The 26357-nt window shown below is 64.0% G+C and carries 29 protein-coding genes; 19 read left to right on the forward strand and 10 right to left on the reverse strand.

Annotation, left to right across the window (positions count from 1 at the left end):
- Positions 1-213: 213 nt before the first annotated feature.
- The 3 genes from B5J99_RS11460 to B5J99_RS11470 are packed head-to-tail and all read left to right on the forward strand — an operon-like array spanning position 214 to position 3182.
- Entirely contained in the window at positions 214-930 is a 717-nt protein-coding gene (locus tag B5J99_RS11460; RefSeq protein ID WP_054136113.1) for a ParA family protein, read from the forward strand.
- A gap of 27 nt (positions 931-957) precedes the next feature.
- Positions 958-1674, forward strand: a complete 717-nt coding sequence (locus tag B5J99_RS11465; protein ID WP_117352444.1) for a hypothetical protein — start codon at positions 958-960, stop codon at positions 1672-1674.
- A 59-nt stretch (positions 1675-1733) separates the two neighbouring features.
- Positions 1734-3182, forward strand: a complete 1449-nt coding sequence (locus B5J99_RS11470) for an SPOR domain-containing protein (RefSeq protein ID WP_162892573.1) — start codon at positions 1734-1736, stop codon at positions 3180-3182.
- A 131-nt stretch (positions 3183-3313) separates the two neighbouring features.
- Here the strand turns inward: B5J99_RS11470 and B5J99_RS11475 are convergent, their stop codons facing one another.
- Positions 3314-4252 (reverse strand): isopenicillin N synthase family dioxygenase, encoded by a 939-nt coding sequence (locus tag B5J99_RS11475; RefSeq protein WP_054136116.1) that lies wholly within the window; start codon positions 4250-4252, stop codon positions 3314-3316.
- Between the two features lie 68 nt (positions 4253-4320).
- On the opposite strand from B5J99_RS11475, the gene B5J99_RS11480 reads away from it, so the two are divergent.
- Together B5J99_RS11480 and B5J99_RS11485 are read left to right on the forward strand one after the other, a co-directional pair.
- Positions 4321-4749, forward strand: coding sequence for an EVE domain-containing protein (locus tag B5J99_RS11480; protein ID WP_245991604.1), 429 nt, complete (start codon positions 4321-4323; stop codon positions 4747-4749).
- 51 nt (positions 4750-4800) lie between these two features.
- Positions 4801-4983, forward strand: a complete 183-nt coding sequence (locus tag B5J99_RS11485; protein WP_117352446.1) for a CsbD family protein — start codon at positions 4801-4803, stop codon at positions 4981-4983.
- 122 nt (positions 4984-5105) lie between these two features.
- Here the strand turns inward: B5J99_RS11485 and B5J99_RS11490 are convergent, their stop codons facing one another.
- From B5J99_RS11490 to B5J99_RS11510, 5 genes are all read right to left on the reverse strand, one after another.
- The gene (locus B5J99_RS11490) at positions 5106-6776 is read right to left on the reverse strand and encodes a thiamine pyrophosphate-binding protein (RefSeq protein WP_117353473.1); all 1671 of its coding nucleotides are present in this window, start codon (positions 6774-6776) and stop codon (positions 5106-5108) included.
- Between the two features lie 131 nt (positions 6777-6907).
- A complete protein-coding gene (locus B5J99_RS11495) occupies positions 6908-7888 on the reverse strand; it encodes a DUF481 domain-containing protein (RefSeq protein ID WP_069051663.1) in 981 nt (326 codons plus the stop codon).
- Between the two features lie 37 nt (positions 7889-7925).
- On the reverse strand, positions 7926-8402 hold the full coding sequence (locus B5J99_RS11500) for an RNA pyrophosphohydrolase (RefSeq protein WP_054136120.1): 477 nt from the start codon (positions 8400-8402) through the stop codon (positions 7926-7928).
- A 17-nt stretch (positions 8403-8419) separates the two neighbouring features.
- Positions 8420-9160 carry a hypothetical protein gene (locus B5J99_RS11505; protein WP_117352447.1) on the reverse strand — a complete coding sequence of 247 codons (741 nt, stop codon included), beginning with the start codon at positions 9158-9160 and terminating at the stop codon, positions 8420-8422.
- A complete protein-coding gene (locus tag B5J99_RS11510) occupies positions 9157-10134 on the reverse strand; it encodes an alpha/beta hydrolase (protein WP_117352448.1) in 978 nt (325 codons plus the stop codon). The genes B5J99_RS11505 and B5J99_RS11510 overlap by 4 nt, the downstream gene beginning before the upstream one ends.
- A 213-nt stretch (positions 10135-10347) precedes the next feature.
- On the opposite strand from B5J99_RS11510, the gene B5J99_RS11515 reads away from it, so the two are divergent.
- The 4 genes from B5J99_RS11515 to B5J99_RS11535 all read left to right on the forward strand — a co-directional run bounded on the left by B5J99_RS11515 (position 10348) and on the right by B5J99_RS11535 (position 14836).
- Positions 10348-12216, forward strand: coding sequence for a 2-oxoacid:acceptor oxidoreductase subunit alpha (locus tag B5J99_RS11515; protein ID WP_117352449.1), 1869 nt, complete (start codon positions 10348-10350; stop codon positions 12214-12216).
- Positions 12217-12231: 15 nt separating this feature from the next.
- Positions 12232-13290 carry a 2-oxoacid:ferredoxin oxidoreductase subunit beta gene (locus B5J99_RS11520; protein ID WP_117352450.1) on the forward strand — a complete coding sequence of 353 codons (1059 nt, stop codon included), beginning with the start codon at positions 12232-12234 and terminating at the stop codon, positions 13288-13290.
- A gap of 119 nt (positions 13291-13409) precedes the next feature.
- On the forward strand, positions 13410-13568 hold the full coding sequence (locus B5J99_RS11530) for an SDR family oxidoreductase (RefSeq protein WP_425456397.1): 159 nt from the start codon (positions 13410-13412) through the stop codon (positions 13566-13568).
- 107 nt (positions 13569-13675) lie between these two features.
- Positions 13676-14836 carry a glycoside hydrolase family 5 protein gene (locus B5J99_RS11535; RefSeq protein ID WP_162892574.1) on the forward strand — a complete coding sequence of 387 codons (1161 nt, stop codon included), beginning with the start codon at positions 13676-13678 and terminating at the stop codon, positions 14834-14836.
- A 164-nt stretch (positions 14837-15000) separates the two neighbouring features.
- On the opposite strand, the gene bfr is transcribed toward B5J99_RS11535, so the two are convergent.
- The 3 genes from bfr to B5J99_RS11550 all read right to left on the reverse strand — a co-directional run bounded on the left by bfr (position 15001) and on the right by B5J99_RS11550 (position 17102).
- A complete protein-coding gene (gene bfr, locus B5J99_RS11540; RefSeq protein ID WP_054136155.1) occupies positions 15001-15480 on the reverse strand; it encodes a bacterioferritin in 480 nt (159 codons plus the stop codon).
- Positions 15481-15627: 147 nt separating this feature from the next.
- Positions 15628-15798, reverse strand: coding sequence for a (2Fe-2S)-binding protein (locus B5J99_RS11545; RefSeq protein ID WP_082382442.1), 171 nt, complete (start codon positions 15796-15798; stop codon positions 15628-15630).
- A gap of 65 nt (positions 15799-15863) precedes the next feature.
- Positions 15864-17102 (reverse strand): DUF418 domain-containing protein, encoded by a 1239-nt coding sequence (locus B5J99_RS11550; protein ID WP_162892575.1) that lies wholly within the window; start codon positions 17100-17102, stop codon positions 15864-15866.
- 341 nt (positions 17103-17443) lie between these two features.
- On the opposite strand from B5J99_RS11550, the gene B5J99_RS11555 reads away from it, so the two are divergent.
- From B5J99_RS11555 to B5J99_RS11600, 10 genes are all read left to right on the forward strand, one after another.
- On the forward strand, positions 17444-17893 hold the full coding sequence (locus B5J99_RS11555) for a PaaI family thioesterase (RefSeq protein ID WP_054136127.1): 450 nt from the start codon (positions 17444-17446) through the stop codon (positions 17891-17893).
- Positions 17894-18005: 112 nt separating this feature from the next.
- Positions 18006-18590 carry a TetR/AcrR family transcriptional regulator gene (locus B5J99_RS11560; RefSeq protein ID WP_117353474.1) on the forward strand — a complete coding sequence of 195 codons (585 nt, stop codon included), beginning with the start codon at positions 18006-18008 and terminating at the stop codon, positions 18588-18590.
- 72 nt (positions 18591-18662) lie between these two features.
- Positions 18663-19565, forward strand: a complete 903-nt coding sequence (locus B5J99_RS11565) for a haloalkane dehalogenase (protein ID WP_117352453.1) — start codon at positions 18663-18665, stop codon at positions 19563-19565.
- 40 nt (positions 19566-19605) lie between these two features.
- Positions 19606-20517, forward strand: coding sequence for a YghX family hydrolase (yghX, locus tag B5J99_RS11570; RefSeq protein WP_245991605.1), 912 nt, complete (start codon positions 19606-19608; stop codon positions 20515-20517).
- Between the two features lie 196 nt (positions 20518-20713).
- On the forward strand, positions 20714-22147 hold the full coding sequence (locus tag B5J99_RS11575; RefSeq protein ID WP_117352455.1) for a cytochrome ubiquinol oxidase subunit I: 1434 nt from the start codon (positions 20714-20716) through the stop codon (positions 22145-22147).
- Entirely contained in the window at positions 22144-23145 is a 1002-nt protein-coding gene (gene cydB, locus B5J99_RS11580) for a cytochrome d ubiquinol oxidase subunit II (RefSeq protein WP_117352456.1), read from the forward strand. Before B5J99_RS11575 ends, cydB begins: the two co-directional genes overlap by 4 nt.
- The gene (locus tag B5J99_RS11585; protein ID WP_117352457.1) at positions 23145-23291 is read left to right on the forward strand and encodes a DUF2474 family protein; all 147 of its coding nucleotides are present in this window, start codon (positions 23145-23147) and stop codon (positions 23289-23291) included. The genes cydB and B5J99_RS11585 overlap by 1 nt, the downstream gene beginning before the upstream one ends.
- A gap of 56 nt (positions 23292-23347) precedes the next feature.
- Entirely contained in the window at positions 23348-23767 is a 420-nt protein-coding gene (locus B5J99_RS11590) for a phosphate-starvation-inducible protein PsiE (protein WP_211337816.1), read from the forward strand.
- A 107-nt stretch (positions 23768-23874) separates the two neighbouring features.
- Complete coding sequence (locus B5J99_RS11595) at positions 23875-24432, forward strand: phosphoribosyltransferase (protein WP_117353475.1); 558 nt, start codon at positions 23875-23877, stop codon at positions 24430-24432.
- A 153-nt stretch (positions 24433-24585) separates the two neighbouring features.
- Positions 24586-25611: an adenosine deaminase gene (locus tag B5J99_RS11600; RefSeq protein ID WP_117352458.1), complete on the forward strand. Its 1026-nt coding sequence runs from the start codon at positions 24586-24588 to the stop codon at positions 25609-25611.
- Between the two features lie 12 nt (positions 25612-25623).
- Here the strand turns inward: B5J99_RS11600 and gpmA are convergent, their stop codons facing one another.
- On the reverse strand, positions 25624-26310 hold the full coding sequence (gpmA, locus tag B5J99_RS11605) for a 2,3-diphosphoglycerate-dependent phosphoglycerate mutase (protein ID WP_117353476.1): 687 nt from the start codon (positions 26308-26310) through the stop codon (positions 25624-25626).
- Positions 26311-26357: the final 47 nt, after the last annotated feature.

A 26357-nucleotide genomic window follows, 5' to 3' on the forward strand; every position in this document is an offset into this window, starting at 1 on the left:
GTTTTGCGCGGCAAGCGGGGCTTACCGGTCGTTACATGCGTAAATCGCTATACCTAACGACATATTAGCAAAGCGTTGATGACGCGATCAACCCGCACAAATGCGGCAGTATCCGGCAACTGCCCTATTCCGGCACAGCGCAGCGTTAACCCAAAATTAGGTGCCCCAGGCGCATTTTCACCCCTGACCGATTGGACCGAATAGGGGGTTTGAGTGCGCGTACTCGCTTTGGCATCTCAAAAAGGAGGATCCGGCAAGACGACCTTGTCGGGTCATCTCGCCGTGCAGGCGCAGCTGGCAGGCGATGGCCCGGTGGTGCTGATCGATATCGATCCGCAAGGTTCGCTGGCCGACTGGTGGAACGAGCGCGAGCCCGAATATCCGGCATTCGCGCAGACCACCGTGGCGCGCCTTCCCGCTGACCTCTCGATCCTGCGCCAGCAGGGGTTCAAGCTCGCGGTCATCGATACTCCGCCTGCGATCACCATGGCGATCCAGTCGGTGATCTCGGTCGCCGAGCTGATCGTGGTGCCGACCCGGCCCAGCCCGCACGATTTGCGCGCCGTGGGCGCGACCGTCGATCTTTGCGAGCGTGCGGGCAAGCCGCTGATCTTCGTCGTCAACGCCGCCACGCCCAAGGCCCGGATCACGTCCGAGGCCGCCGTCGCGCTGTCGCAGCACGGCACCGTCGCGCCGACGACGCTGCACCACCGCACCGATTTTGCCGCCTCGATGATCGACGGCCGCACCGTGATGGAGGTCGATCCCAACGGCAAGTCCGCCGCCGAGGTGCGCGCGCTGTGGACCTATATCTCCGACCGGCTCGAGAAGAACTTCCGCCGCACGGTTTTTGCCGTGCCCAATGCACCCGTGATCCCCGGTGCCATCCGCCCGATGGGTGGCTTCGGTCGCCGCGTGGCGGGATCGTAAGCGAGCACGGGGGCAAGGATGAGCTTTATGGCCGAACCCAAACCGATCGCGTCGCTTTCGTCCGGTCTGCTGGCGCGCAAGGGCGCCGCGCGCCCTGCCATGCGCCGCCAGGGGCTGGAAGGACTGGGCCAGATGGGCGGCATGCTGTCGCAGTCGCGCCCGGATGACGACTATACCGGACAGGACGATCTGGGCTGGAACGACATGGGCTATGATGTCGATCCGGCGCATGACGAGCATGCTCCAGATTATGGCAATCTGCTGGCAGGCGCGATCCCTGATGCGCCGGCTGCGAATGTCGCCGATCATGCCGCGGCAGTTGCTGCCGATGCGATGGCCCGGCCTTTGGTGCCCATCGTGCCTGATGTGGTGCGCCAACAGGCAGAGATTGCCGAGCGCATGACAGAGCCGGTCGCCGAAATGCCGGTCGAGCCCGAAGCCCAGGCTGAAGCCCAGACTGAAGCCGTGATCGAACAGCTCGAAGCTCCGGCCCAGGTGCTGTCGGTGCGCAAGCGCAAGGTGGCGGTCCCGGTGGATGCGGTCATCGCTGCGGTTCCGGCGGGTCGCCGCGCGGCCTTCACCCTGCGGCTAGACGCCGACCGCCATCTCAAGCTTCGGCTTGCCAGCGCGGTGACCGGCCAGTCGGCGCAGCAGCTGCTGACCGCGGCACTTGACGAATTGTTAACCAAAATACCCGAGATAGAGGACCTGGCTGGTCGCGTGCCGCGATCGGCAGGGCGTTGAAACTGATGAGCGGGTCGGGCCTGGCAAAGAGGGAAATGGCTATGACGAGCGGAACGAAGATGAACAGGGCACTGATGCTGAAACTGGCCGCATCGACCATTCTGGTCGGCAGCGTGCTGGTAAGCTGCTCGGCAAGCTCTGGCGGCGGCCGTCCGCAAAGCCTGTCCAGCAACGCCCAGAAGGCGCTTGACGCCGGCAAGCCCGAAAAGGCGCTGGCCAAGGCGGAAGCTGCCGTCGCGCTCGATCCCCGCAACGCCGATCTGCGCACGATGCTGGCGCAGGCCTATCTTGCCAACGGTCGGTTTTCCTCGGCGCGCCAGAGCCTTGACGATGCACTCGCGCTGGGCGACCAGAGCGCGCGCACGGTGATCAGCCTGGCGCTGATGCATGTTGCCGAAGGTCGCGGCCAGGCGGCGCAGGCGTTGCTGCGCGAACATCGTGATAGCATTCCCGCCAGCGATTATGGCCTGGCGATGGCACTGGCCGGAGACACCGCGCTCGGCGTCGACGTGCTCTCCGACCAGATCCGCAGCGGCGATAGCTCTTCCAAGGTCCGCCAGAACCTCGCTTTTGCCTATGCCCTTGATGGCCGCTGGCGCGAGGCGCAGCTGATGGTCGGACAGGATCTCGACCCCAAGGTCGCGCAGGAGCGCATCACCGAATGGGCGCGCATGGCGCACCCGCAGGCGCATGTTCAGCGCGTCGCATCGGTGCTGGGCGTTAGCCCGGTCGAATTTGACCCCGGTCAGCCGGTGCAGCTGGCGCTCTCCGCCACGCCGTCGATGGCGCAGACCGCAACCGAGATCGGCCAGCAGGCGATGGCGCAGGCTGCGCCCGCTGCCGGTCCGATCGAACTTCCCCCGGTTCAGGACAGCCCAATGGCGCTGGCTGGCGTCGAGGCCGCACCCGCGTCCGTCTATGCCGATGCCGCGCCGGTCGTTGTGGCCGCTGCCGAACCTGCAGAACAGCCGCGCGCCATGCTGGCACCGCTGATGGTGGTGCGCGAGATCGTGCAGCCGCTCCCGGGCAATTACCGCACCAAAGCGATCCGCAAGACGCGCGACGGCAGGGTCGTTCAAGTCGCCGCGCGCACACCGATCGTCGAGCAGGAGAGCCCCGTTCGCGCGGCTGCGCCAACGGTGGTCGCTGCCAAGGTTGTGGCTCCCAAAGCCGCCCAATCGCCTGCAGTCTTCCAGAAGGCCAGCTTCGCTCCGGTCAGCGGCGGCGCGTTTGCGGTGCAACTCGGCGTGTTCTCGAATCCGGCCAACGCCAATCGTGCCTGGGCTGGCTACAGCGCCAAGCACAAGGATCTGGCCTCGTTCTCCAAGGCTGCCGTGCCCGCCAATGTCGGCGGTCGCACCCTGCACCGTCTGACGGCCAACGGCTTTGCCGACGAAAAGAGCGCCCGTGCCATGTGCGCACAGGTCCGCTCTGCAGGGGGCGAGTGCATCATCGCCCGCGCGGTCCCGGCCAAGCCCGGCGGCACGCAGATTGCTGCACGCCGCTGAGAGGCGGCACGTCCATTCTTGCTGCTATTCCCGCGCAGGCGGGAATTTAGTCTGTGTTCTGAACTCGCGCCACAAACGGGACCCCCGCTTTGGCGGGAGTAACGAATCTGTGGTCTATTGGCGTTAAGCCCTCAGGCCTTCACCAGCCCGATTTCCACCAGCCGCTGGTGCAGATAGTCGTCCGCCAGGATCGGCTCGGGGTAACGATTGGGCGTTTCTGCGCTGATGCAGCCTTCGAGCGTGCGGATCGGAAAGTCCGAGCGCAGGTGGAGGAAGAACGGCATCGAATAGCGGCTGTACTTCGCCCGGTCGCCCGCAGGGTTGCGCACGCGGTGCGTGGTCGAGGGCAGGGCGTGGTTAGTCAGCCGCTGCAGCATGTCGCCGACATTGACCACCAGCGCGCCTTCGGGCGGACGCATGTCGATCCATGATCCGTCGCGTGCCAGCACTTCCAGGCCGCCTTCTTCAGCGCCCAGCAGCAGCGTGATCAGGTTGATGTCCTCGTGCGCGCCCGCGCGAATCGCGCCTTCTTCGCCCTGCGCAGCGTCCATCGGCGGATAATGCAGCAGCCGCAGGATCGAATTGCCCTCGTGCACCGCGGGCAGGAACCAGTCCTTGTCGAGCCCCAGATACACCGCGATTCGCGACAGGATGATGTTGCCCACCCGGTCGAACTCGGCAAACAGCGGTTCGAAGGTCTCGCGAAAACCCTCGGGACGCTCTGGCCAGACATTGCTGGGCATGGTGTGCGCGATCGGGCTGGCGGGGTCGATCTCGCGCCCGACATGCCAGAATTCCTTGAGATCGTGCGCCTTGGCGTCCTTTGCGATTTCGGTACCGAACGGTGTATAGCCGCGCTGGCCGCCGGCCTCGGCGTCATAATAGCGGCGCTTTTCCTCGGTCGGCAGCGCAAAGAACTGCTCGGTCTTCTCCCAGCCCTGCTTGACCAGCGCCGGATCCAGCCCGTGATCCTTGATCATCGCAAAGCCATAGGTCGAAAAGCTGTCGCCCAGCTTGCGCGCCAGTTCGGCGGGTTCATCGGTGAGCGAGAGAATGGGCAGTTGTATCATGATGCGGTCCGCAATAGCTGAGGGGATGACGATATTTGCCCCATGTAGGCGTGCTGACGGGAAAAATCATGACCCAATATTGGCTGATGAAATCGGAACCCGACGAATATGGCTGGGCCGATCTGGTAAAGGCAGGCGAGGGCACCTGGGACGGGGTGCGCAACGCACAGGCCTCCAACAATCTCAAGGCCATGCGGGCAGGAGACCTGGCGCTGTTCTATCACTCGCGCACCGGGCTCGAGGCGGTCGGGGTGATGGAAGTCAGCGCCGAAGCCTTTCCCGATCCCAAGGACGACACCGGACGCTGGGTCGCAGTGAAGGTGAAACCGGTGTACCCGCTCAAAAAACCGGTGCCGCTCAAGGTGATGAAAGCGCGGCCCGCGCTCGCTGACATGGCCATGCTGCGCCAGTCGCGGCTGTCGGTGGCAGCGATCACGCCGGACGAGTGGGCGGAAATCATGGGCATGGCAGGGAACGCCCCTTCCACCACCGCGTAAATGTTCCTGAAGCGAGGCACGCGGCCTCGCGCTTTGACGAAGGAGCATTTTATGGGTGAATTCAAGGACAAAGCCGCAGGCGTTGGCAATGATCTGGCCGGCAAGGCCAAGGAAGGCATTGGCCGCGCAACCGACAACCCCGAACTGGTCGCCGAAGGCGAAGCTCAGCAGCTCAAGGGCGATGCCCAGAAGCTCAAGGGCGACGTCAAGGGCGCGTTCGGCGACAAGATCTGATCCTTCCGATCTGATCTGACGTGACAAAAAACCGGCCCCCTAAGCTAGCGGGGGGCCGGTTTTTTTGTGTGCGTCGCGAGCGGCCCGCTCTTGGTCAGGGGGAGCCGGTAGTGCGCTCAGCCTTATCGGTTCCGCAACCCGCTCACCGTCGCACCGCTCGCGGCGATTGCCTCGATGTCGGTCTTCAGGTGCAGCAACTTCAACCCCGGTTGCGCCAGCGCCTCGCCCAGCGCAGGCGCGAACTCTTCTGTGCGCTCCACCGTCGCCGCCCAGCCGCCATAAGCGCGGGCGAGCGCAGCGAAGTCAGGGTTTTTGAGCGTCGTTGCCGACAGCCGCGCGGGATATTCGCGCTCCTGATGCATGCGGATGGTGCCATAGGCGCCATTGTCGACCACGATCACCAGCAGATCGGCGTCGTATTGGACCGCGGTTGCCAGCTCCTGCCCGTTCATGAGGAAATCGCCATCGCCGGCGATCGCGACGACCTTGCGGTCACGGAGGCGCAGCGCGGCGGCGACGGCGGCGGGCACGCCATAGCCCATCGCCCCCGCGGTCGGTGCCAATTGCGAGGGCTTTTCGCCATAATGCCAATAGCGGTGCCACCAGCCCGAAAAATTGCCCGCGCCGTTGCAGATCACCGTGTCGGCGGGCATCGCATCGCGCATCGCGCGCACGCACTGGCCGAGGTCCAGCAGCACGCCGGTCGGTTGCGGATCCGACCAGGCGAGCCATTCGGCATGCGCCTGCTCGCCGGTATCGAAGCGCACCGCGTCCCCATCCCACGCTTCTGAGTCCCACAACGCCGCCGCCTCGGCGAACTCGTCCATGTCGGCGCACAGCGGCAAATCGGTACGGTAGACGCGGCCCAGCTCGTTGGGGTCGGGATGGACGTGGACCAGCAGCTGGCCGGGATGTTCAGGAGTGATCAGCGTATAGCCATCGGTGGTCGCCTCGCCCAGCCGCGCACCGACCGCGAGGATCAGGTCGGCGGCCTTAACCCGCGCCACCAGCTTCGGGTTAGGCCCATAGCCCAGATTGCCCGCCCAGACGGGCGAGGCGTTGTCGAACGCGTCCTGCTGGCGGAAGGCGCAGGCCACCGGCAGACCGATCCGCTCGGCGAACTCCTGGAAGTTCGCGCGCGCCGAGGGGCTCCAGTCCGCGCCACCGATGATCGCGATCGGCGCCTTTGCGCCGCCAAGCATCTCCATCAGCACCGCAAAGCCGTTGGGGCATACCGGCTGCGCGGGGCGGGTGACGTGCGGACGGTCGGCGACTTCGGCCACGTCCTTGAGCATGTCCTCGGGCAGCGCGAGCACCACAGGGCCCGGGCGTCCCGAAATCGCGACCGAAAAGGCGCGGGCGACGTATTCGGGGATGCGCGCCGCATCGTCGATTCGCGCTGCCCATTTGCAAAGCGGCGCGAACATGGCCTGGAAATCGACCTCCTGAAAGCCCTCGCGGTCGCGCATTCCCCGATCGACATCGCCGATGAACAGCACCATCGGCTTGCTGTCCTGCATGGCCACATGCACGCCGATGCTGGCATTGGTCGCGCCGGGCCCGCGCGTGACAAAGGCGACTCCGGGCCGCCCGGTCATCGCGCCATCCGCGCACGCCATGAAGGTGACGCCGCCCTCCTGGCGGCACACGATCGTTTCGATCGCGGGCACATCGTGGAGCGCATCGAGCACCGCGAGAAAGCTCTCGCCGGGCACGGTGAAGATGCGGTCGCACCCTTGCGCGACCAGTTGATCGACGAGAATCCGGCCACCGGTGCGGGAGATGCTGGTCATGGGGTGCGGGTCCTCTGCCTGTGCGGTCGGAGCGGGTGGCATCCCGCCTTGATTGGCCATGGGGCTAAAGCGGGCGGGCACGGCGTGTCAACATGGTGCGCCGCCCGAGCGGGGATGGATGTGGATCGGGGCTAGAAACCGTAGACCAGCGTCAACCGGCTGGTGGTGTCGGTCGGGGCACGGCCCAGCGCGGGGGTCGATTCATACTGCACGGTATAGGACAGGCGCGCCTTCAGCTTGCCGATCAGCTGGCTGTCGAGCGCGGCGACCGAAAACAGCGTGCTGCGTTGCTCGTCGACATAGGCGCTGGCGGCTTCCGAAAGACTGATCGTCGGGGTCAGCTTGAGCTTGATATCGACCGAGGCGAGACCCGCGACGACCGATTCGTCCATCCCCGTGGTAAGCTGCGTAAACCGCCAGGCGGGCCCAGCCTTGACGCTGAGCTTGGCATTGTCGCCGGTGAGGAAGCTGTAACCCACCCCGCCTGAAATCGAATAGCGTGCGTGAAAGCCCTGGAAACGGTCCTGCTCGTATTGGCCGAGGCCATAGACATAGCCGCGCTCGTTGAACTTGTAGTTGGGCTCGACGCTGAAGCGATATTGTTCGCGCACCACGACATCGCTGGTTTCCTGGTAATCCGCCCGCCCGAGCAGGCCGACGCGCCAGTCCTCGCCCTCAGCAGTGAGCTTGAGCCCCGCAGCAAGCCCCATGCCTGGAGCATTGCCGGTGGTGGTGAACGCGCCCAGCTCGCCTTCGCCCGACCATTTGGTCTGCGCGTGCGCCGTTTCCTCGGCTGGCTGAGCAGATGCCGCAACCACAGGAGCCACCGGGACGGCAGCCTCGGCCACCACCACCGTCGCGGCGGGAGGGGGCGGGGCCGTTTGCGTCGAGGAATCGGTGCGGAACGCGGCGACCTGTGCGTCGATCGCTTCTGCGGCTTGTGGATGCGCCTGCTTGGCATAGCGCAGCACCACATCGAGCCCGGCCTTGTCGCCCGAACGCAGGGCGGTGTCGATCAGCTTGGTAATTCCATCGGGCGCCTGCGCGGCGAGCGGCTGGGCAGCTGCAAGAATCACGGCGAGCACGCTCAGCGCGGCGCGGGTGGTGGTCATGTCAGGCATCCCGGGGTTGCGAACAGGAATGCGCAGCCTAGATCAGCGGGCGGAACTCTTCCACCACCGCGCGGTACAACCGTCGCTTGAAAGGCACGATCAGTCCCTCCAGCGTCTCCGCCGAGGTCCATTTCCAGCTGCGGAATTCCTGGTGGTCGGTTTCAATGTTGATGTCGGCATCGGTGCCCATGAAGCGCATCAGGAACCAGAACTGGCGCTGGCCGCGATATTTGCCACCCCACATCTTGCCCATCAGATCGGCAGGAAGATCATAGAGATGCTCGTCGCGCGAGCGGGCGATCACCTCGACCAGATGCGCCGCGATGCCGGTTTCCTCGCCCAGTTCGCGATAGGCCGCCTGTTCGGGCTCCTCGCCGGGATCGATACCGCCCTGCGGCATCTGCCAGGCGTCGGCGCTGCTATCCAGCCGCTGGCCGACGAACACCTTGCCGTCGTTGTTGACCAGCATGATTCCCGCGCAGGGACGATAGGGGAGACTGTCAAATTCACTCATGTCTGCCGCCTTAGCGGTCAGCGGGCATCAAAGGCAATTGAACAATCGTCAGATGGCGTCTGCGTCCGACAAAAGCCGATGGACCGAAAGCGGCCCATCACCGCCTTGACGGCCTCGTCGCCGATCGGCTCGCCGCCCGGAGCAAAGCCTTCCCCGCGTTCGGCATATTGCAGCACGACCACATTTTGCGCGTCGCGCAGCAGCAGCGCCAGAAACTGCTCGCCGCGGCCCGAAGTCGCGCCGGGATAGCCGCCGGCTGCGATCGATCCGCAGCCGTTGCTCGACAGATTGAATTCGGTGCCGTCGCTGGTGCGCCCGCTGGCGATGACGCGCGAGAAGTTGGCCTGCTGGCATCCCTGGCTGGTGTTGAAGAAGCGCGCCTGCATCTCTGCGGTGGAGACCGGCGAGGACCCCGCGCCGCCGAACGCGGACAGCGTGATCATCCGGGTCCAGCTTTCCACGGTTGCACCCTGCGGCACGAACTCCAGGATCATCTGCCGCTCGTTCTTCGCTTCGTAGACAGGCTCGAAGGTGTCGAACAGCCGGAACGAGACATTGCGGTCGAACACCGGCGTGCTGAAGCTGCAGCAACCTTCCGAGTTTGCGGCGCGCTGTTGCTGAAAGTCGCGCGCGACCCCGGCAAAATCGGCCTTGTTGCGGACCTTGGGCGCGGACTGCGCGGCCGATGGCGTTGCCTGCAACAGCACCGCCGCCAGCAGGCCGGTCGCCAGCCCCCGCGCCAGGCTTTGCCTGCTCACAGCTTGAGCATCGCTTTCATGCCGCGGAAAATCGCGTCGCAATCCTCCTGCGCGCTGGGTGCGCCCTTGCGCAGGCAGATGAAGCCGTGGATCGTGCCGCGCATCTCCATATAGGTCACATCGACCCCGGCCTTCACCGCGCGCGCGGCGAAATCGCGGCCCTGGTCGCGCAAGGGGTCGAGCCCAGCGGTGACCAGCAGCGTTGGCGGCAGGCTGGCGATATCGCCATTGATGCAATCGTTGCGGGCATCGCCGGGAGTCGCGGCATAGGCGGTCCCGAACCAGTTCATCGTGTCGGCGGTGAGCAGATAGCCCTCGGCAAAGTCGGTGAACGACCCGCCGGTCTGCGTCGAATCGACGACCGGATAGAGCGGTGCCTGTGCGATCACCGGGACCGATGCCGGATTGGCGATCAGCGCCTGGGAGGTGACGATCGTCAGGTTTCCGCCCGCGCTGTCTCCGGTGAAGACAAGTCCGGTGATGTCGAGCCCCAGCGTCTTGCCGTTGTCCGCGAGCCAGCGTGCCGCGGCTTCGCAATCGTCCGTGGCGGCGGGGAAGGGGTGTTCGGGCGCGAGGCGATAGTCGACGGCGATCACCGGCAGGTCCACCTCGGCGGCCAGTTCGGTGCAATAGGGATGGTGCGTGTCCAGATCGCCGATCACGAATCCGCCGCCGTGGAAGAACATGATAACCGGGCCCGCCGCGCGGGTTTCGCGCGCATCGTAATAGCGCAGGCGGATCTCGCCGCCGGGGCCGGGGCAAGTGAGGTCGCGCACGATGGCAAGTTCGGTCGGCTCGGCATCGGCGACGAAGCGCATCATGCGATAGGCATCGCGCGCATCGGCGGGGGTCATCTCGTTCATCGGCGGCGCGCCTGCAGCCGACAGCATCGCCAGCAGCATCGCAACATCGGGCCGCACGAACGGGCCTGTTGTCGCGTCGGCATCACGTTGCAGTTCGATGGTGTCGCTCATTCGGATCATCCTCTGTTTGTGTTTAACCGGGAGGTTAACGCGTCGGATGCTGCGGGTCCATCGGCAAAATCGGGTGGCCAATCGAGGCCCGGTTTGATCCTGATCAACGACGCACGCGCTGCTGTCTGCTGTCACAAAAACCAAATTGCGTGCCCGCCGCCCGGTGCTACACCTATCAGCGCGCTCACGTCGAAACTTAGGGGTCTGTGTTCCATGGCAACCGCCGCGCTCGATCGTACCGACACCATCACCCAGACACCTGACGCCATCGTGGTGCGCTTTGCCGGGGACAGCGGCGACGGTATGCAGCTGACCGGGGGGCAGTTCACGCTGTCCACCGCGCTGGCAGGCAACGACCTTGCGACCTTCCCCGATTTTCCCGCCGAAATCCGCGCGCCGCAGGGCACGCTGTTCGGCGTTTCGGCGTTCCAGATCAACTTTGGCAGCAGCGAGATCGATACCGCGGGCGATGTCCCCGACGTCCTCGTCGCGATGAACCCGGCGGCGCTCAAGACCAATGTCGGCGCGCTCAAGGAAGGCGGGCTGATCATCGCCGACGAGGGCGAGTTTTCGAAGCGCAACCTCGACAAGGCGAAGTACGAGACCAATCCGCTTGAGGACGGATCGCTGGCCAAGTGGCAGCTGATGAAGTTCAACATCTCGCAGATGACGCTGGATGCGGTCAAACCGCACGGCCTTGGCAACAAGGAAGCGCTGCGCTGCAAGAACATGTGGACGCTGGGGCTGGCATTGTGGATGTTCTCGCGCAAGCGCCAGCCCATCATCGACTGGCTGGAGGCGAAGTTCGCGGGCAAGCCCGACATCCTCGCGGCCAATATCGCCGCGTTGAACGCGGGACACGCCTTTGGCGAAACGGCGGAACTCTCCGGCCCGATGCGGCAATACGCGATGCCTGCCTCGCCCGCGGTGCCGGGGCTGTACCGCACGGTCACCGGCGCCGAGTCGATCTCGCTGGGTCTAGTCGCTGGCGCGCAATTGGCCGGGCTGCCGATGTTCTTCGGCGGCTATCCGATCACGCCAGCCAGCGCGATCCTCCACCATCTGTCGCGGCTCAAGGAATATCACGTCACCACCTTCCAGGCCGAGGACGAGATCGCCGCGATCTGCGCCGCGATCGGCGCGAGCTATGCAGGCTTGCTCGGCGTCACCTCGTCCTCCGGCCCTGGCATCGCCCTGAAGGGCGAGGCGATGGGGCTGGCGATCATGACCGAACTGCCGCTGGTCATCGTCAATTCGCAGCGCGGCGGGCCTTCGACGGGGCTGCCGACCAAGACCGAGCAATCCGACCTCTATCAGGCGGTTTATGGCCGCAACGGCGATGCGCCGATGCCGGTGATCGCCGCGCGCTCGCCCGCCGACGCATTCGACTGCGCGATCGAGGCGTGCCGCATCGCGGTGCATTACATGACCCCGGTGATGCTGCTGACAGATGGCTATATCGCCAATGCCGCAGAGCCGTGGAAGGTGCCCGACATGGCGAGCTACAAGGCCTTTCCGGTGGAGTTCATGGGCAAGGCGCAGGAGGGCGGCTTCCTGCCCTATGCGCGCGACGAAAAGCTCGCGCGGCCCTGGGTCAAGCCTGGAACGCCCGGGCTGATGCACCGCATCGGCGGGATCGAAAAGGCGCTGGGCACCGGGCATATCGATTATGCGCCCGCCAACCACCAGGCGATGACCGACATCCGCCAGAACAAGGTGCTGGGCGTGGCGGACTCGATCCCCGATCAGGAGGTGGTCGTGGGCGCGGCGGGCGGCAAGCTCGCGGTGGTCGGCTGGGGATCGACCTATGGCCCGATCCACCAGGCGGTATTGCGTGCGCGCCGCGCCGGGCACGACGTCAGCCACATCCACATCCGCCATATCTGGCCGACCCCGAAGAATCTGGGCGCACTGCTGCACAGCTTCGAGCATGTGCTGGTGCCCGAAATGAACACCGGCCAGCTCAAGACCCTGCTGCGCGACCAGTTCCTGGTCGATGCCAGGCCGCTCAACAAGACATCGGGCCAGCCGTTCGCGATCGCGGAGATCGAGGCGGCGATTGCAGCAACCCTCTCCAGTTAACGGGACGTTTTGACGATGAACGAGATGACCAGGATCGCGCCGCGCGCGGAGACGACGATCAAGGACTGGGAGACCGATCAGGAGGTGCGCTGGTGCCCCGGCTGCGGGGACTATGCGATCCTGAAAGCCATGCAGCGAACGATGCCCGAGCTTGGCGCGGATCCGGCGAACACCGTATTCGTGTCGGGCATCGGCTGCTCGTCGCGCTTTCCCTATTACATGGAAACCTATGGCTTCCACACCATCCACGGCCGCGCGCCGGCGATCGCGACCGGGCTGAAGCTCGCCAATCCCGAACTCGACGTGTGGATCATCACCGGCGATGGCGATGCGCTGTCGATCGGCGGGAACCACACGATGCACCTTTTGCGCCGCAACCTGGATTGCCAGATCCTGCTGTTCAACAACGAGATCTACGGCCTCACCAAGGGCCAGTATTCGCCGACCAGCCGCGAGGGCACGCGCAGCCCGTCCACCCCTTACGGATCGGTCGATCATCCGGCCAACCCGTGCGCGTTCGCATTGGGATCGGGCGCGCGGTTCGTTGCGCGCAGTATCGATGTGCACAAGAACCTGCCCGATCAGCTGAAAGCCGCATATGCGCACAAGGGCGCGGCGTTCGTGGAGATCTTCCAGAACTGCATCGTCTACAACAAGGACGTGTTCGGCGACTTCACCGAGAAAAAGAACGCGGCCTTGAGCCAGTTGTGGCTCACTCACGGCCAGCCCATGCTGTTCGGCGCTGACAAGGACGGGGGCGGCGCAAAGGGTATCGCGGTCGATCATGCCACGCTGACGCTCAGGGTCGTCGATGTGGCGGATGGCGACTGGCAGGCGGCGGGCGTGATCGTGCACGACATCACCAACCGCGCGGTGGCGCACATGCTGGTCGAGATGCCGTTCGGTCCTTTCCCGATGGCGCTGGGCGTGATCTATGACGACCCGCGCCCGACACTCGAAGTCGCGGTGCATGCCCAGATTCAGGCCGCGACCCGGGGCAAGGTGCCCGATCTGCAGAAGCTGGTGAGCAAGGGCCAGACCTGGGTGGTGGAGCCCGATGGCTTCGCGCATTGAGGCATGGTTCCGCGATGGCAGCGCAGCGGCTGGTCGGGAAGGTGGCGTTCATCTCCGGCGGCCTGCGCGGGATCGGCCGCGCCTGTGTCGAGCGGTTTCTGGCCTAAGGGGCCAAGGTCGTGCTGTCCGATCTCGACAATGCCGAGGATGCCACCCCGATCGGCAGGCTCGCCCCGCCCGAGGAGCTTGCCGGCGCGCTCTTCTTCCTCGCCCGCGAGGATCCCAGCTACATCACCGGGTCTGAACTGGTGGTCGATGGCGGATGGACAGCGCAATAGGGTTCGCGCGCCATCGCCCGTAAGCCTTCGTTCAGCCTTGCAGCCATAGCAGGATGGTCAAGCCGCCGTCAGGCAGCGCCCGTCCCGCCAGCCAAAAGGTGCCCCGAATGACCGATCCGCTTTCCCGCCGCACCCTGCTGGCCGGCCTTGGCGTCGGCGCTGCGGTGGTGGCAGGGCAGGGCGCGGCGCAGGCCTTGCAGCGCGGGGCCGCGGCGCCGATGTCGCCCATGCTGCCTGCAAGAATGCGGGGGCTCAATCTGGAGCTTGCCCCGGGGAGCCTGTCGCCTGCTATTGCGCGCGAGCTTGCCGGCTGGGGCGTCAACACGGTGCGGATCAACTTCTCGACCGATCTGGCCGCCGGAACGTCGCCAGAAAGGCGCATGATCCGCCCCAGCCGCGCCGATCCGCTCGCGCCCTATCGTACCAACCTTGCCATGCTCAAGCAGTTCACTGCCGAGTGCGCGCAGCTCGGAGTGGGGGTGATGCTGGCGGCGAACGGCATCTATGGCCGCGACACGGTGAGGCTGGATGACAGCAGTGGCCGGTCGTTCCGCATCGGGGTGGGCGACAGCCTCATGCAGTTCTGGACGGCAATCGCGCGCGAACTGCGCGATGATCCTGCGATCTTCGCCTACGACGTGCTCAACGAGCCCAACTACACCTTCCGGCGCGAAGCGGACGGAGCGGTGTGGTACGAGCAGCTGCTGCCCGAGGCGATCCGCCGCATTCGCGCGATCAATCCGACGATCTGGCTTGCGGTGATGCCCTGGCCGTGGGGATTTGCGCGTCGTTATGGCAGCATGCCGGTGATAGACGACCCCGCCATCCTCTACACCTTCCACAATTATTCGCCGCACAATTACACGCACCAAGGCGTCGGCGCGCAACCGCGTCAGGGAAGCTATCCGGGCCGCCTGCGCGAGTTCGACAGCGAACCCTATAGCCAATGGGGCAGGGCATCGCTCGCCGCGAGCATGCAGCCCGCCTTCGATTTCGCCCGTCGCCACAATGTGCGGATGATGGCGAGCGAGTTCGGCGTTACCCGTTGGGCGCCGGGTCGCGACCGCTGGATCGCCGACATGGTTTCGATCCTGGAAGCCAATGGGGTGGACTGGCTGTTCCACACCTACAACACCTGGAACGGCTGGAATCCGAGCTTTGCGCCGGATGCTCCGGAAGTCGCGATCCATCCCACGCTGTTCGGAGGGGTCCATTCTCCCGGCCACAGGACACTGTTGCGGCACTGGCAGCTCAACCAGCGTTGGTGATGGCGAGAGTATAAGGTGGCGGGGCGAGGAGCACCCGCTGGGCGGCTCCGTTCGCTGGAGATCGGTGTCTCGAACGAAAACGGGCGGCATTCCTTGTCGAATGCCGCCCGCTTGCGAATATTGTCAGGCTCTGCAAGGCCAGCGCAGATCCGCGCAGGCCCGGATCAATCCTCGGCCGGGCTCGACTGCAGCTGGATGTAGTTTTCCATCCCCATGCGTGCGATCAGGTCGAACTGGGCTTCGAGCGTGTCGACATGCTCTTCCTCGCTATGGAGGATATAGGCGAGCAGGTCGCGGCTGCCGTAATCGCGGACGGTCTCGCAATAGGCGATGCCTTCCTTGAGCAGCGGGATAGCCTCGTTTTCCAGCGCGAGATCGGCCTTGAGGATTTCCTCAACGGTTTCGCCGATCTTCAACCGGCCGAGCAGCTGGAAGTTGGGCAGTCCGTCCAGGAACAGGATGCGGTCTGCGAGCTTGTCGGCGTGCTTCATCTCGTCGATCGACTCTTCGTATTCGAACTTGGCGAGCTTCTTGATGCCCCAGCTCTGCAGCATCTTGGAGTGCAGGAAATACTGGTTGATCGCCGTCAGCTCGTTCTTGAGCGCGTCGTTGAGAAATTCGATGACCTTGGGGTCGCCCTTCATGATGATGCTCCTGGTTCGGACGGGCAGCATTGGGGGGCAGCCGATCCGTGTTAAATCAGGCAAGCTTCATAGCGTCATTTTGACCGGAAGGGAAGCGGTGCAATGCGGGAAATATTTGATTCTAATAGAGAATTTATCAGGCTATTGCTAGGCGGTCGCAGTTTCCCGGGTGATAATGCTTTGCGCAAACGAAAGGCACTGACCGCACTTGGGACGCCGACCGAGACGGGCGTAAATCTCTGACGGGCGGGCCGCGCCATCGCGCAGAGCGTCCTTCAGATCCTGTTCGCGAATCGCGTTGCAGATGCAAACAACCATGCGTCTCTCCTGTTGCAGCAGAGATAGCGATATTGAGAACGCATCGCAACAGTCTTTTTGCGAATTTATCGCAAACGCATCGGTTGTACGCTGCGCCGCGCCAGAGAGCGCCACAGCCATTCTGCCGGGCCGAAGCGGAATCGCTCAAGCCAGGGCTTGGACCACAACAGCATGATTCCCCATACCGCGAAAACGAATGCCATCGCGGTAATGCGATCGATATGGCCGAACAGGCCAAGACCCCAGCCATAGAACACGAAGGTCATCACCAGGCTGGTGCCGAGATAGTTGCTAAACGCGGCGCGTCCTGCGGCGGCCACCCGCACGACCAGCGCGTTGTCGCGGTTGCGCACCACGAACCACAGCAGCAGAGCGGCCCAGCCCACGGTCAGCACCACGCGGAAGGGGAAGGAAAAGGCGAAGAACGCGCCGAATGCGGTCATCGTGTCGAAACCGCTGGCGATCACCCAGGCGGCCAGCGCAATCATCGGGCCGAGGCCGATGGCAAAGGCGCGGCGGGCCACCTTGGCATAGAAGTCCGGCGCCCAGAGCCCCAGGATGAAGCCGCTTTTGAGCATCGCCATTCCGAGCACCATCATGCCCATGGTGTCGAGCGTGAACAGCAGCAGCGCGTTGACCAGCGATGATGGAAAGGTCGACAGATTGTCGGCGAAGATCGCAGGCCAGCCGCTTCTGTACAGCGACAGATCGCTGGTGATCTCGTCAGATCCGGGCTTGCCGAAGCTGGCGAGCATCTGTCGGGTGCTCTCCACCGTCTCGGCATCGGTGCCCGGGGCGATCCCCTGGATCGACTGCCACCAGCCGCCGCCGACCATCAGGCAGGCGATGATGAAATACAGCGAAAACAAGATGATGGCCCAGCGGATCAGTTGCTTGACGTCTTTCTTGACGAAGTAGAGCGCGAGTGTCCCGGAGATCGCATAGGGCACCAGGATGTCGCCCCACCACAGGATGGTGTAGTGCGCTGCCCCGATCACGAACAACCAGGCCATCCGGTTGAGATGCACCGATTTGGGGTTCTGCCCCGAAGCTTCTGCGCGCTGGATGATCAGCAGCATGCTCGCGCCGAAGAGCACGCTGAACAGACCGCGCATCTTTCCGTCGAACAGCACGAAATTGGTGGCCCAGACGCCGATATTGAGCGGATCGGTGCCGCCCCAGGCGGCGGGGTTCACATAGGCCGCGCCGGGCATAGAAAAGCCGATGATATTGAGCAGCAGGATGCCCATCACCCCGAAGCCGCGCATGGCATCCAGCGAAAGGTGTCGATCGGAACCCTGCATGCAATCCCCCCCTGTGCTGGCGCTGCCATGGCCTAACCGAAAAGCCATCATCGCCGAAAGCGCGCGAGCAGAAACAGCATAGCTCCACAAAAAATGCCAGCATTTCCGGTTTGCGGCCGCTGGACCGGCTTGGGTGCGAGAGCGGGCCAGGCAATGGAGACGCGCAGGACCACGGAATGGCGCTGTATGAGGCATGCAATGGGGAGGGAGGTGATGTGACCTGGCTTTGCTCCCCGCGTAACCACACAAACAATCGGTTGAAATAACAGACCAGTCGGTTTAGAGGTAAAGTATACCGACCGGTCGGATTGTTTCGATCCGCCTTTCTGAGGAGAGCGCGCATGGATATGTCATTTTCCAATCCTGTGGTAGAAGAGGCTTTGCGCCGCTCTGCCCAGTCGTCGGGGTTCAACCGATGGAGCGGAATGCGGCTGCTGGCAGCGGGGGCAGGTCAGGTGTGGCTCGAAATCGCCATTCGCGAAGACCAGACGCAGCATCACGGCTTCGTTCATGGCGGAATTGTGGGGGCTCTGGCCGATACCGCCTGCAGTTGGGCCGCAGCCACCGTCGCCGGAGACGTGGTGACATCCACCTACACGGTGCAGTTTCACGCGCCTGCCAACACGGCTTTGCTGCGCGCCCGCGCGACGGTGATCAAGCAAGGCAAACGCAACGTTTCGGCCGAAGCGCAGTTGTTCGCAGTCGATGAAGACGGGGCCGAACGGCGCGTGGCGACCGCGCTTGCGCTGATCGCGACCGTGGGGGCGGCCGCGAGAGGCGGAGCGTCGTGAGACAAAGCCTTGCGAAGGCTGGTCTTGACCCACGGGCCGATGCCGTTAGACTGACCGGTCTATGATGCTGTTCGTCTCCACAGATGGCGCCTTGCGCGCACAGGCACCCGGTATGTCCAAGCCGCAGGAGGACGTGCATCCCACCCGGTTGCGGCTGTTGCAGGTTGCGACGCGGCTGTTTCAGCAGCGAGGCTATCATGCGGTCGGTCTGGCGGAGATCCTGGCGCTGTCGGAGACGCCCAAGGGATCTTTGTACCATCATTTTCCCGGCGGAAAGCCCGAACTTGCTGAAGCCTGCATCACCCGGATTGCCGCCAGCACGCTGGCCGCGCTTGATGACGCATCGGCATCCGGCGCTGATATCATTGGATTTTTAAGGCAACTTGGCGCGGAATCATCCGCCTGGCTCGAAAAGACCGACTGGCGCGATGGCTCGCTGCTGGCGGTGATCGGCCAGGAGCAGGGCGGGGACGAAAGCGCCCTCGCCGATGCCGTGCGGATCGCCTATCAGCGCATCGAAATGCGGCTCGCCAAATGGCTGATGCTCGAAGGCATCGCGGTTGCGCGCGCTCGAGACATCGCCGCCACCATCATCGCGGCGCATGAAGGTGCGATGCTGCTGGCGCGCTGCCGCCGAGATACCGCACCGGTGACGCTGACCACCCAGATGCTGTGCGCGATGGTGGAGCGCGGCTGATCGGGCGATAAACGACCAACCGGTTTGTCGCTGGACTGATCGGTCTGCCTGCGCCTGAGGAGACGACTGTCGATGATCACCGCATTGCGCACGCCGGACGCGGCTTTTGCCGACATTCCCGATTTCGACTATCCGGTGCATTATGCCGATGACATGCCGGGCTATGAGGGGTTGCGCGCTGCCTGGGTGGACGCTGGCCCTGCAGATGCGCCCCGGACATTCCTGTGCCTGCATGGCGAGCCGAGCTGGTCGTTCCTCTATCGCCGAATGATTCCGCCGTTTCTGGACAGCGGCGCGCGGGTGGTGGCACCCGATCTTTTCGGCTTCGGGCGATCGGACAAGCCGGTCGAGCAATCGACTTATACCTTTGATTTCCATCGAGAGTATCTGCTGCGGCTGGTCGAGAGACTCGATCTCGCAAACATCACTTTGGTGGTGCAGGACTGGGGTGGACTGATCGGTCTAACGCTCCCTGTCGAGATGGGTTTTGCGGCGCGTTTGTCACGGCTGATCGTGATGAACACCGGGCTTGGTCTGGGCGAAAGCCTAGGGCCAGGGTTCGATGCCTGGAAATCCTATGCGCTCAATACCCCCGATCTGCCCGTGGGCAAGATCATCGCGCGCGGGACGCCGCATCTGACCCCGGTAGAAATTGCCGCCTATGATGCGCCTTTTCCGGGTCCCGAATACAAGGCAGGCGCACAGGTGTTCCCGGCGCTGGTGCCGGTATCGCCCGACATGCCGGGGGTGGACCTCGGGCGCAAGGCGGCGGCTTTCTGGCGTGAGCAGTGGCAGGGTGACACCTTCATGGCCGTCGGTGCCGCCGATCCGGTGCTAGGGGTGGAACCGATGGCGCGTCTCGCGCAACTGATCAACGGCTGTGGCGATCCGCTGATCATTCCCGGCGGCGGGCACTTCGTGCAGGAATGGGGGGAACAAATCGCCCGCGCGGCGCTTGCAGCCTTTGGGGATTGATGCACTATGCACGGGCAATGCCCCATCGGAAGGACATGACGTGACCGAGGCAACTCCCCCCACCCGCACCATGCGGGCCAGCGATTTCCACCCGCATATCCTCGAGATTTTCGATGGTTATGTCCACGGCAAGCTCAGCAAGCGCGAGTTTATCCGCCAGGCGGGGCGCTATGCTGCGGCAGGTGTCACCGGGCTGATGATCTACAACCAGCTGCGCCCTGATTACGCTCTGGCGCAGCAGGTCGCCCCCGATGATCCGGCAATCGAGACGATGCGGGTCGACTATCCCAGCCCCGAGGGGCACGGCACCGTGCGCGGGCTGATGGCGCGGCCCAAGGGTGCAAAGGACAAGCTGCCCGCCGTGCTGGTGGTGCACGAGAACCGCGGGCTCAATCCGTATATCGAGGATGTCGTGCGGCGGCTCGCAAAGTCGGGCTATATGGCGCTTGGACCGGACGGTCTAACCTCGCTGGGCGGCTATCCCGGCACCGATGACGAGGGCCGCACGATGCAGGCCTCGCTCGATTCGGCAAAGCTGATGGAAGACTTCTTCGCCGGTTTCGAGTTCCTGCGCGATCACAAGCGCTCGACGGGCAAGGTCGGCGTGACTGGCTTCTGCTATGGCGGCGGCGTGTGCCATGCGCTGGCGGTGGCCTATCCCGATCTGGCCGCCGCAGCGCCGTTTTACGGGCGCCAGGCGCGGCCAGAGGAGGTCCCGAAGATCAAGGCGCCGCTGCTGATCCACTTTGCCGAGAACGACGAGCGGGTCAACGCGACCTGGCCCGCGTGCGAAGCCGCGCTTAAGGCCAATGGCAAGACCTATGAGGCGCATTTCTATCCCGGCACCAGCCACGGTTTCCACAACGATACCACGCCGCGTTATGACGAGGGGGCGGCAAAGCTGGCCTGGGAACGAACGCTGGCGCTGTTCGAGCGGACATTGCGCGCATAGACCGATCGGTCCAAGGCGACGCCGGTTAGGTATTCTGCCCGGTCATGGACGGGTTTGCCGTGCGATGGGACAATGTGTCACATTGCCGCCACATGCAGGGGGTTTATTGGGGAGCGATCGTCGTGGCGGGCAGGCCTTCCCATTCCGGAAGGCCAATCGCCGCTGCACGGGATCATAAGGCGGGAGGTCGGAGGTCATGTTCGACGGTTTTGACGCGCTGATGCTGGCACGCATTCAGTTTGCCTTCACGGTGAGCTTTCACTTCATCTTCCCAGCCTTCTCGATCGGTCTGGCGAGCTATCTTGCTGTTCTGGAAGGGCTTTGGCTCAAGACCAACGACAGCGTGTATCTCGATCTGTTCAAGTACTGGCGCAAGATCTTCGCGATCGCCTTTGCCATGGGCGTCGTCTCGGGAATCGTGATGTCCTACCAGTTCGGCACCAACTGGTCGGTTTTTTCGGACAGGACCGGCCCCGTGATCGGCCCGCTGATGGCGTATGAGGTGCTCACCGCGTTCTTCCTCGAGGCAGGCTTTCTGGGCGTGATGCTGTTCGGAATGGACAAGGTGGGGCGCAAACTGCACTTCACCGCGACCGCCATGGTGGCGCTGGGCACGTTCATCTCGGCATTCTGGATCCTCAGCGTCAACAGCTGGATGCAGACGCCCACCGGGTACGAGATCGCCGCAAACGGCCAGTTCATCCCCGGTGACAGCTGGATGGCGATCATCTTCAACCCCAGCTTTCCCTATCGCCTGGTTCACACTGTCATGGCGGCGTATCTCACCACCGCGTTCGTCGTAGGTGCGGTGGGGGCGTTTCACCTGCTCAAGGACAAGGCCGATCATCGCGCGCGGCGGATGTTCTCGATGGCGATGTGGATGGCGGCTTTGGTCGCTCCCTTGCAGATTTTCGCAGGCGACATGCACGGGCTCAACACATTGGAGCATCAGCCCGCCAAGGTGATGGCGATGGAGGGGCATTACGACAGCCACCCCGATGGCGCGCCGCTGATCCTGTTCGGCATCCCCAACAGCGCCGAAAAGCGGGTCGATTATGCGATAGCAATCCCCAAGGTCTCCTCCTTGATCCTCAAGCACGACCTCAACGCGCCGCTTGCAGGGCTGGACACCATTCCTGCGAACAAGCAGCCGCCGGTCGGCATGGTGTTCTGGTCGTTCCGGATCATGGTCGGCATCGGCTTTGCGATGCTGGGAATCGGCGTGTTCAGCCTGCTCGCGCGGGTGCGCGGCAAGCTCTACGAGTGGAGCTGGCTGCACCGCGCAGCGATGGTCATGGGCCCATCGGGCTTTGTTGCGGTGATTGCGGGCTGGGTTACCACCGAGGTCGGCCGCCAGCCTTACACCGTCTATGGCCTGCTGACGACCGCGGACAGCGTCTCGCCGCTCGCCGCTCCGGCGGTGGGGGCATCTCTGCTGGCGTTCGTGATCACCTATTTCATCATGTTCGGCGCAGGCACGCTGTATATCCTCAAGCTGATGAGCAAACCTGCGACCGGACATGAGGAAGCGGCCGCTTCCGGCCCGTTGCGCAGCGCGGGCATCACCCCTGCATCCGCCGACAGTTCGCGCCGTGGTCAGAGCGCCACCATGCTGGAGAAGGGCGCATGAACATCGACCTGACGATCGTCTGGGCGTTCATCATCGCCTTTGCGGTGTTCGCTTACGTCGTGATGGACGGGTTCGACCTGGGCATCGGCATCATCTTCCCGGCACTCGGGCGCGGGGCGGAGCGCGACAAGGCGATGAACACGGTAGCCCCCGTATGGGATGGCAACGAGACCTGGCTGGTGCTGGGCGGGGGAGGGCTGCTCGCGGCGTTTCCGCTCGCCTATGCGATCATCCTGCCCGCCATCTACCCGCCGATCATCGCGATGCTGCTGGGCCTCGTGCTGCGCGGCGTGGCGTTCGAGGGGCGCTGGCGCGACCCCAATCACCAGCCATTCTGGGACTTTTCGTTCACTGCAGGGTCGTTCGTCGCAGCCTTTGCGCAAGGGGTGACGCTGGGCGCCCTGCTGCAGGGGGTCGAGGTCGAAGGCCGCGCCTATGCCGGCGGCTGGCTCGACTGGCTGAGCCTCTATTCGGTGCTCACCGGTGTCGGCACGGTGATCGGATATGGCCTGCTGGGATCGACCTGGCTGATCATGAAGACCGAAGGAGTGGTGCAGGACCATGCCTTCCGGATGAGCTGGAAGCTGTTTCCGGCAACGCTGCTCGCTTTGGGTGCGGTCAGCCTTTACACGCCGTTCCTGGAGGGCGAGTACTGGAACCGTTGGTTCACCTTCCCCAATGTGCTGTTCTCCGCGCAGGTGCCGGTGCTGGTCGCGCTGATCACCTTCCTGCTCTACCGCGCGCTCAAGCTGCGACGCGATTACGCGCCGTTCCTGCTCACGCTGGCGCTGTTCCTTTTGGGCATGATCGGCCTGGGGATCAGCATGTTCCCCTATGTCGTGCCCGACGAGATCACGATCTGGGACGCCGCGACGCATCCAAGCAGCCAGATGTTCATGCTGGTCGGCACGCTGTTCATCGTGCCTTTGATCATCGGCTATACCGGCTGGGCGTACTGGGTGTTCCGCGGCAAGGTGGGCGACGAGGGATATCATTGATGCGTCTGCCCGATGCCGATGATCCTGATCGCGGCGATGCCCGCCCGCTGGCGCAAAAGCTGGGCTGGATGGCTGCGATCTGGCTGATGTCTGTGGGTTTCATCGGCGTTGTCGCCTATGCGATCCGCTGGTGGATCCATGGCTGACGCGTATTCCGCTAATCCGGTCGGCAAGCGCCGCAAAACATGATAGCCTTTGGCGCATGGCTCACCCTGCTGCCGATGACCCGCCACCTGCCGCATCGCCCGGTCCGCTGCCCGATGATTCGGTGGCGGTGCGCGGCTTTCGCCTGATCGAGCACATCCTGCTGATTCTGGTTGCGCTGATGACGCTGGGGGCGGCGGGTATCGAGGTGGGGGGCATCCTCGCGGCGCGGACCATCTCGCTCGCCGATATCCTGCTGATGTTCCTCTATACCGAGGTGATCGGGATGATCGCGGTGTTCTATACCGGGCGCGGGTCGCCGTTCGTCTATCCTATCTTCATCGCGATCACCGCGCTGGCGCGGTTGATCGTGCTGCAGGGCAAGGACATGGCGCCGGACAAGATCCTGTTCGAAGCCGGCGCAATCCTGCTGCTCGCCATCGCCGCCGTGGTCATCACCCGCGCGGGCAGGGCCTGAAACGGCTGCAGGGTTATCCGGCCCGTCCTGACGGAGTTGCACTTGACCGCAGCCGCCGCGCTGGCATGAAGGCCGCAAGCGCGTACCCAGCAAGGCCAGCCCCGCATATGACCACCGACAAGCTCTACATCAGCGCCAACAGCCTGCTCGAGGACAGCTATCGCCTTGCTATGCAGGTGATCGACAGCGGCTACCAGCCCACCCACATCGTCGGCATCTGGCGCGGCGGCGCGCCGGTGGGGATCGCGGTGCAGGAACTGATGGAATATCACGGCATCAACGCCGATCACATCGCGATCCGCACCGCCAGCTATTACGGCATAGACCAGCAGAGCAAGGACGTGCGCGTCTATGCGCTGGGCTATCTGATCGACACTTTGTGCCCCGAGGACCGGCTGCTGGTGGTCGACGATGTGTTCGATAGCGGCCGCTCGATCCGCGCTTTCATCCACGAGCTGGCCGCCAAGTGCCGCTACAACATGCCACACGACTGGCGGATCGCCACGGTCTATTACAAGCCCTCGCGCAATGTCACCGATTTGTCGCCGCACTTTTTCGTGCACGAGACCGAACAGTGGCTGGTATTCCCGCACGAGATCGCCGGGCTGAGTGTCGAGGAAATCCGGGCGCACAAGCCCGGGGCAAGCATCATTCTGGGGGAGTAGGGGGGCTGAACCTCCTTCGTCATTCCCGCCAACGCGGGAATCCCGCTTTTGCACTGCGATCAAGAAGGAAGCGGGACCCGCGCGTGCACGGGGGTGAAGAAGATGGCGATACAAGCAATTGCGCCGCCACCAGCCCCTTGGCATAAGCCCTTCATGACCCCCGACCAGCGCACCGCCTATATCGATCGCCTGCCCAAGGCCGAGCTTCACCTGCACATCGAAGGCTCGCTCGAGCCCGAAATGCTGTTCGCGCTGGCGCAGCGCAACCATGTCGATATCCCGTTCGCCAGCGTCGAGGATATCCGCAACGCCTACAACTTCAGCAACCTGCAGGATTTCCTCGATATCTATTACCAGGGCATGGCGGTGCTGCTGAAGGCGCAGGATTTCTACGACCTGACCTGGGCGTATCTGGAACGCGCGCACGACGACCATGTCCGGCATGTCGAGATCTTCTTCGATCCGCAGGGCCATACCGAGCGCGGGGTGCCCTTTGCAGACGTGATAACCGGGATCAGCGACGCGCTCGCAGATGGCGAGAAACAGTGGGGGATTACGTCAAGGCTGATCCTGTGCTTCCTGCGCCATCTCGACGAAGCTGCGGCGCAGGCGACGCTCGACGAGGCGCTGCCCTATCTGGATCGGATCGCGGGCGTGGGGCTAGATTCGTCCGAAATGGGCCATCCGCCGTCCAAGTTCGCCAATGTGTTCGCGCGGGCCCAGTTGCTGGGGCTCAAGCTGGTCGCGCATGCGGGCGAAGAGGGGCCGCCCGAATATGTCCATGAGGCGCTCGACGTGCTCCATGTCGATCGCATCGACCACGGCAACCGCGCGATGGAGGACTCTGCGCTGGTGACACGACTGGCGGGCGAGGGGATGACGCTGACCGTCTGCCCGCTTTCCAACCTCAAATTGTGCGTGATCGGCGATATCGCCGACAGCCCGGTCAAGCAGATGCTCGATTCAGGGCTCAAGGCGACGGTCAACTCGGACGACCCGGCCTATTTCGGTGGCTATGTGAACGCCAATTTCCACGCAATCGCGTCTGCGCTCGATCTGAGCCGCGAGCAGTTGCGCACGCTGGCACGCAACAGCTTCACCGGATCGTTCCTGCCGCCCGACCAGATTGCGCATCTTTTGGCCGAGATCGACCATTACGACGCGCATTTCGCTGGCTGAGCGCGCCTGTGCTTACCGCTCGGAGAGGTAGTAGCGCTCGACTTCGGCGAGGTTGTCGTCGAGTTCGTAGACAATCGGCTGGCCGGTGGGGATTTCGAGCGATGTGATGGCATCATCGGCGATGCCCGACAGGTGCTTGACCAAGGCGCGCAGCGAATTGCCATGGGCAGAGATGATCACGCGCTTTCCGGCCTTGAGTTCGGGCGCGATGCGGCTTTCCCAATAGGGCAGCACCCGGTCGATGGTGTCCTTGAGGCTTTCGGTGTTGGGGATCGCGATGCCGGCGTAGCGACGGTCCTTGGACAGGTCGAATTCCGATCCGGCCTCCATCGGCGGCGGCGGGATATCGAAGCTGCGCCGCCAGATATGGACCTGCTCGTCGCCATGCCTGGCCGCTGTCTCAGCCTTGTCGAGCCCGGTGAGGCCGCCATAATGGCGCTCGTTGAGCCGCCAGTCCTTCTCCACCGGCAGCCACAGCCGGGTCATTTCCTCGAGCGCCAGATTGAGCGTCTTGATGGCCCGCGTTTGCAGCGAGGTGAAGGCGATGTCGAAATCGAGCCCCTTGTCGCGCATCAGCCGGCCCGCCGCGCGTGCTTCCTCGGCGCCCTTTTCGGTCACATCGACATCCCACCAGCCGGTGAACCGGTTCTCCAGGTTCCATTGCGACTGGCCGTGGCGGATGAGGACGAGTTGCGGCATCGGGGCGTCTCCTGTTTCTGTTGCCGCCACCTAGCGCCGATGCAAGC

This window comes from Blastomonas fulva (assembly GCF_003431825.1).
In the GTDB taxonomy this organism is placed as follows: Bacteria; Pseudomonadota; Alphaproteobacteria; order Sphingomonadales; family Sphingomonadaceae; genus Blastomonas; species Blastomonas fulva.

Excerpts from the sequence above, each read along its gene's own strand:
- B5J99_RS11465 (WP_117352444.1), top strand. The coding sequence starts at position 958 with ATGGCCGAACCCAAACCGATCGCGTCGCTTTCGTCCGGTCTGCTGGCG.
- B5J99_RS11470 (WP_162892573.1), top strand. The coding sequence starts at position 1,734 with ATGAACAGGGCACTGATGCTGAAACTGGCCGCATCGACCATTCTGGTC.
- B5J99_RS11475 (WP_054136116.1), bottom strand. The coding sequence starts at position 4,252 with ATGATACAACTGCCCATTCTCTCGCTCACCGATGAACCCGCCGAACTG.
- B5J99_RS11480 (WP_245991604.1), top strand. The coding sequence starts at position 4,321 with ATGACCCAATATTGGCTGATGAAATCGGAACCCGACGAATATGGCTGG.
- B5J99_RS11485 (WP_117352446.1), top strand. The coding sequence starts at position 4,801 with ATGGGTGAATTCAAGGACAAAGCCGCAGGCGTTGGCAATGATCTGGCC.
- B5J99_RS11490 (WP_117353473.1), bottom strand. The coding sequence starts at position 6,776 with ATGACCAGCATCTCCCGCACCGGTGGCCGGATTCTCGTCGATCAACTG.
- B5J99_RS11495 (WP_069051663.1), bottom strand. The coding sequence starts at position 7,888 with ATGACCACCACCCGCGCCGCGCTGAGCGTGCTCGCCGTGATTCTTGCA.
- B5J99_RS11500 (WP_054136120.1), bottom strand. The coding sequence starts at position 8,402 with ATGAGTGAATTTGACAGTCTCCCCTATCGTCCCTGCGCGGGAATCATG.
- B5J99_RS11510 (WP_117352448.1), bottom strand. The coding sequence starts at position 10,134 with ATGAGCGACACCATCGAACTGCAACGTGATGCCGACGCGACAACAGGC.
- B5J99_RS11515 (WP_117352449.1), top strand. The coding sequence starts at position 10,348 with ATGGCAACCGCCGCGCTCGATCGTACCGACACCATCACCCAGACACCT.
- B5J99_RS11520 (WP_117352450.1), top strand. The coding sequence starts at position 12,232 with ATGAACGAGATGACCAGGATCGCGCCGCGCGCGGAGACGACGATCAAG.
- B5J99_RS11535 (WP_162892574.1), top strand. The coding sequence starts at position 13,676 with ATGACCGATCCGCTTTCCCGCCGCACCCTGCTGGCCGGCCTTGGCGTC.
- bfr (WP_054136155.1), bottom strand. The coding sequence starts at position 15,480 with ATGAAGGGCGACCCCAAGGTCATCGAATTTCTCAACGACGCGCTCAAG.
- B5J99_RS11545 (WP_082382442.1), bottom strand. The coding sequence starts at position 15,798 with ATGGTTGTTTGCATCTGCAACGCGATTCGCGAACAGGATCTGAAGGAC.
- B5J99_RS11550 (WP_162892575.1), bottom strand. The coding sequence starts at position 17,102 with ATGCAGGGTTCCGATCGACACCTTTCGCTGGATGCCATGCGCGGCTTC.
- B5J99_RS11555 (WP_054136127.1), top strand. The coding sequence starts at position 17,444 with ATGGATATGTCATTTTCCAATCCTGTGGTAGAAGAGGCTTTGCGCCGC.
- B5J99_RS11560 (WP_117353474.1), top strand. The coding sequence starts at position 18,006 with ATGTCCAAGCCGCAGGAGGACGTGCATCCCACCCGGTTGCGGCTGTTG.
- B5J99_RS11565 (WP_117352453.1), top strand. The coding sequence starts at position 18,663 with ATGATCACCGCATTGCGCACGCCGGACGCGGCTTTTGCCGACATTCCC.
- B5J99_RS11575 (WP_117352455.1), top strand. The coding sequence starts at position 20,714 with ATGTTCGACGGTTTTGACGCGCTGATGCTGGCACGCATTCAGTTTGCC.
- cydB (WP_117352456.1), top strand. The coding sequence starts at position 22,144 with ATGAACATCGACCTGACGATCGTCTGGGCGTTCATCATCGCCTTTGCG.
- B5J99_RS11585 (WP_117352457.1), top strand. The coding sequence starts at position 23,145 with ATGCGTCTGCCCGATGCCGATGATCCTGATCGCGGCGATGCCCGCCCG.
- B5J99_RS11590 (WP_211337816.1), top strand. The coding sequence starts at position 23,348 with ATGGCTCACCCTGCTGCCGATGACCCGCCACCTGCCGCATCGCCCGGT.
- B5J99_RS11595 (WP_117353475.1), top strand. The coding sequence starts at position 23,875 with ATGACCACCGACAAGCTCTACATCAGCGCCAACAGCCTGCTCGAGGAC.
- B5J99_RS11600 (WP_117352458.1), top strand. The coding sequence starts at position 24,586 with ATGACCCCCGACCAGCGCACCGCCTATATCGATCGCCTGCCCAAGGCC.
- gpmA (WP_117353476.1), bottom strand. The coding sequence starts at position 26,310 with ATGCCGCAACTCGTCCTCATCCGCCACGGCCAGTCGCAATGGAACCTG.